The organism is Acidisoma sp. S159, assembly GCF_009766125.1.
Classification (GTDB): domain Bacteria; phylum Pseudomonadota; class Alphaproteobacteria; order Acetobacterales; family Acetobacteraceae; genus Acidisoma.
Genome location: NZ_LMUG01000096.1, coordinates 23065 through 27573, shown reverse-complemented (window position 1 = coordinate 27573; position 4509 = coordinate 23065). Strand labels below are relative to the sequence as shown.

Annotated in this window: 4 protein-coding genes; 2 read left to right on the top strand and 2 right to left on the bottom strand. The window is 58.5% G+C overall.

The annotated features are described in order from the left end of the window. Window positions 1–177 precede the first annotated feature (177 nt). Both GSQ92_RS28500 and GSQ92_RS28495 read left to right on the top strand, forming a co-directional pair. Complete coding sequence (locus tag GSQ92_RS28500; RefSeq protein ID WP_159014737.1) at window positions 178–1239, top strand: ABC transporter permease; 1062 nt, start codon at window positions 178–180, stop codon at window positions 1237–1239. A gap of 184 nt (window positions 1240–1423) precedes the next feature. Next, window positions 1424–2263, top strand: coding sequence for a TIM barrel protein (locus GSQ92_RS28495; protein WP_159014736.1), 840 nt, complete (start codon window positions 1424–1426; stop codon window positions 2261–2263). Between the two features lie 84 nt (window positions 2264–2347). Here the strand turns inward: GSQ92_RS28495 and GSQ92_RS28490 are convergent, their stop codons facing one another. After that, entirely contained in the window at window positions 2348–3247 is a 900-nt protein-coding gene (locus tag GSQ92_RS28490; protein WP_158804308.1) for a MurR/RpiR family transcriptional regulator, read from the bottom strand. A gap of 744 nt (window positions 3248–3991) precedes the next feature. Further along, the coding region (locus GSQ92_RS28485) for an IS6 family transposase (protein WP_159014823.1) at window positions 3992–4509 on the bottom strand (518 nt) is incomplete at its 5' end.

The window sequence follows — 4509 nt, the reverse complement described above, 5'->3', positions numbered from 1 at the left end:
GATTTCGAACTCCATCAACAAGCATGAAAGCCCCAATCCGAGCGTCGTCGAACTCCCTGGCCTACCTTACACGCCGGCCAACTTCGCGCAGATGAAGTCAAAAGTCTGGGGCTGCGGCGGCTGAGCGGCCTGGGGTAAACAGACTGCCGCGTTCCGTGCTGGTTAGGAGCAGCTCGTATGATTGAGATCCCCGCCACGAAAGGCGGACACCTGCCAGCCCGCACACAGCTTGGCCGGGAGGGGATTCCTCCCGGCCGTTGGGGTTTGGTGCCGGCGGTGCGGCAGATAGTCTCTGTTCCCATCCTGCCGATCACGATTCTCATCTACGGCATCCTCGCTTTGACCACGCCGGGGTTTCTTTCCTGGACAAACGTCGAGAACTTGCTGGTCTCGATGTCCGTACTCGCTATCGCGGCGATAGGCACGACCGTCGTGTTCCTCATAGCTGGCATAGATCTGTCCGTCGGCTCGACGATTGCCCTTGCATCGATTATGGGCGCCGTCGTCACCCGCGACACCGGCATGATATTTTTAGGGCTTGCCACCGCTGTCCTGACTGGAGCCGCGATTGGTTTGTTCAATGGGATATGCGTTGGAATCCTGCAGCTATCTCCGTTTGTTCTTACCCTCGGGGCGCTCCTCGTAGCGCGCGCTGTCGGATATATGGTGGCATCCGCCGCAGCGGGAGGAGGCGCCACCGGCGCCGCCTCAGTCGGACCTCTGCCTCCGTCCGTACTCAACTTCGGGCGAAGCACGATTGCCGGGATTCCGACCCTCTGGTGGATTGCGCTGATATTCGTCGCCGGATCCGCGCTGGTTCTCTCCCGGACCGATACCGGGCGCGGCTGGTATCTTCTTGGTTCGAGCGCGCGGGCCGCTCTGTTTAGCGGATTACGCACCCGTTGGCTGAAATGCCTTGCTTACCTGGTGGCGGGCACCCTCGCAGGGCTTGCTGGGTTCATACTAATGGTGACCCTTGGCTCAGGGGACGCCACCGCCGGCGACAATCTGCTGCTCCAGGTCATCGCAGCCACAGTGGTCGGGGGAACCAGCTTGTTCGGTGGTCTCGGAGGGGCTTGGAGGACCTTCGGCGGGGTGTTTTTGATCGTGGGATTGACAAATGCCCTGAACTTTCATGGGTTGGCCTCCTGGTATCAGGAAATTGTGGTCGGCGCTGTCATCGTCCTTGGTACCGCACTTGCGGTGTTCGTGCAGGCGGCGCAGGCCCGCTCGAAGTAGGATTATTTGACAAGGTCTGGATGAGCACCTTGCTGAGTTAGTCTCGGACCACTATTCGCCGTGGGCTGGCGCCAGCGTTGCGCGCTTGGGACGTTTCTCATTCACCGAGGGTGTTGCTGAACCCATCCGCGGCGCGCGCTTTGCCCGATAGATGTCTTACAGAACATGGAAGAGGAACGTCGCAATGAGAGAATTGCCGAACCATGGCGGAAGCTTGCGGTTTTCGCTGAATCATATGGTGGCGCCTCGCGTCCCCTTGTCAAAGCTCTTCACAATTGCCAAGGCAGTAGGCGTCGATGCGGTCGAGATCAGGAACGACCTTGATGACGTGGAAATACTTGATGGCACGAGCGCGGCGGAAATAAGAGAAGGGGCATCATCATCCGGCATAGAAATATTATCTATTAATGCCTTGCAACGATTCAATGATTGGTCGAAAGAGCGCGAGGGCGAAGCCCGCTCGCTGATCAACTTCGCGTCGAAGTGCGGGGCGGCATCCATCGTGCTTTGTCCCGTGAATGACCCGAACTACGATCCCCTGCCTGACGAGAAGGCCAAATTTCTCCTTGATGCGATTCTAGGCTTAAAGCCCATACTCGAAGATGCTGGAGTTGTCGGACTGATTGAACCACTTGGATTTAGCCAGAGCTCATTGCGTTCCAAACGCTCGGCCATACAGGCGATCCGTGCCGCTAATGCCGAACGTATTTTCAGGCTCGTGCATGATACCTTCCATCACTTCGTAGCAGGGGAGGGGGATGTCTTCGCGGATTTCACGGGCCTCGTGCACGTGTCAGGAATTACCGACGCCGCGCTAAACCGGGAGGATATGCGGGACGGCCACAGGGGCCTAGTATCTTCTGACGATCTCATTGGCAACTTAGAACAGCTAAGCGCCTTACGGCAGGGTGGCTATGCCGGCGCGGTGTCATTTGAGCCTTTCGCTGCGTCGGTCGCAAAGTCATCCAATATCACAGGCGATCTGAACGCAAGTATTGGCTATCTCCGTGGAGCAATGATCTAGGCGGGACCGCTTTTTTGGGCCGACTGGTGCCGGCGGAGGGCGCCAGCGCGTGTGGCGGCGTCCTGAACCCGGTTGTCGCGTGTCCTATGTCTGAGTAGCAATTGGAATCCTGGGCTGGCGGGTTTCGTTTTGAAGCCGCGAGGCCAAGGCAACGATGAGCGATTGGGCCAGACACATCGGCGCTGCCAGCGAACGCGAGAAGGTATACTCATGCTCCGGCACGGCGAAGAGCACACGCGCGTTCTTGGCGAGCGGTGACAGCGTGCTGTCGCTGATCGCCACAACTGGCACACCCCGTCCAGCGGTTTCCTCCACGACATTGACGACCTCATTGGCGTAGAAGCGGAACGAGATCGCGAGCAAGAGGTCACTCGACCGGATGACTTTGGCCGTATGCGTCGCAAGCCCTCCCGCGGAGTCGAGCAGTACTGCGCGCTTGCCAAGCATCGTGAGGACATAGTGGAGGAGTCCGACCACGGGTGCCGACCGGAGCTGGCCTATTAAGTAAATTGTGTCTGCGTGTTCCATGAGCGTGACAGCCTCCGCAATTCTTTCTGCGGTAACGCTCGTCAGCAGATCTTGCAGAGACGATATGTCACGCACAATCAGGTCCCGCAGGAAACTCATCTCGCTGCGGTCTTCGCGAGCTCCGAGTTCGTCCTCAAGTGCCTTTACTCTCGCATTAAACCCGGGGGCCGCCGTCGAGAGACGGCGCCGGAAGACCGCCTGAAGTTCTTTGAACCCTTGGTAACCGAGAGACTGTGCGAAGCGCACACAGCCCGATGCGTGAATTCCACACTTTTCGGCGATTGCGTGTATCGAAGCGACCGCTACGTCGTTTGGGTTCTGCGTCAAGTAGACCGCTATCTTCTGATAGGAGTTGCTCATCTCCGCATGGCGGTCATGGATAATCCGGATGAGTCCCTCATACGTCTCTGGCGGCCCTCGCCGGGCTTTCTCTCGCTTTTTCTCTGGAACCTTCATTTCCTGTGACGATCCATTTTGACAATCCCGCTTAGTCAGCCCGGCTCCGGGCGCCTATGGCCCACCAAGAGGCTTAATTTGCCTTGCTTGTCCACACCTGTCTTCAGGCAAAAGTAAAAACTCACTTGTTAGATGATCGGCGCAGCCACCTCAGCAGCTATCATGCAATAGCTGATGACTGTTGCGCCACCGCCGCTAGCTTGTCTGTGCGTGATGGACTTGGCGACGCGTTGATCAACCCGCGATTTTGCTGCTTCTTGCGTGGTTGACGGACTACCCAGTGGCTATTGAGCCGGGAGCTCTCTTGCAGGCAGCCAATCCCAAACCCTAAGTACGCCTTGGCAAAGACCCGCGGCGCCTCGAAGGATATTCATTTGCGACGAAGACGATCCACGTCATGCAAGCTTGCTACGACGTAACCAAAGAAGCGGCGGACTCGCGCATGCATGTGAGCCCCACCGACGAAACACCGCATTAATTTCCTCGACATCACCGGGATTGAAGTGATCCATTGTTAGCGTTGCTCCTTCGGCCTCGACGCTGGCGACCCCGCGCTGAAGCCACTAGAGGACCGATTGGCGCAGAAGCCCACCATCAAGGTGCCGACGGTGACGCTCGATGGCGCGACCTACCCGCTCAAGCCCGGAGGCACCGCAGATCACGCCGGCATGTTCGTCGGTCTGCACGAACGGTTCTGTTGCAAACTCTGGCTCTGGAAATATCAGGTGAGGGCCCGTCGGAGCTTCACGCGGCTACTCCGAACAGCTCGGCAACGAGGGCGGCTTGCGCCCGTATATCCCGACCGCCGATGTTGTGAACTTGTCCCTTTCTGATCATCGCCATCGCTTCGTAGCCAATCAATGTCTGCCAAGCCGTTCGGAAGCCGCCGAAACCGAGCCCTGGCCGAACCAGCCGTTTGATCCTCCGGTGATCCTGCTCGACGATGTTATTGAGGTATTTGCATTGTCGCAGCCGGGAGAAACGCCACAAGTGGCCGCTCCGCTTCATCGCGGCCACGGCCTTCGGGTAGGCCGGGTTCTTGTCCACCGTGATCGTCCGCGGATTGCCAGTATGTGGCTGCGCTAATGCCTTGCGGAAGAACCGCTTAGCCGCAGCGGCGTCGCGCCGGACGGAGAGCAGGAAGTCGATGGTCTGGCCGAGGCTATCGACCGCACGATACAGGTAGGTCCAGACACCTTTGACCTTGATGTACGTCTCGTCCACCCGCCAGGAACCGGTGCATGGGCGCAAGTGCTGTCGCA

Bases quoted from the DNA above. Each gene is read 5' to 3' on its own strand.
- GSQ92_RS28490 (WP_158804308.1), bottom strand. From the start codon at position 3,247: ATGAAGGTTCCAGAGAAAAAGCGAGAGAAAGCCCGGCGAGGGCCGCCA.
- GSQ92_RS28500 (WP_159014737.1), top strand. From the start codon at position 178: ATGATTGAGATCCCCGCCACGAAAGGCGGACACCTGCCAGCCCGCACA.
- GSQ92_RS28495 (WP_159014736.1), top strand. From the start codon at position 1,424: ATGAGAGAATTGCCGAACCATGGCGGAAGCTTGCGGTTTTCGCTGAAT.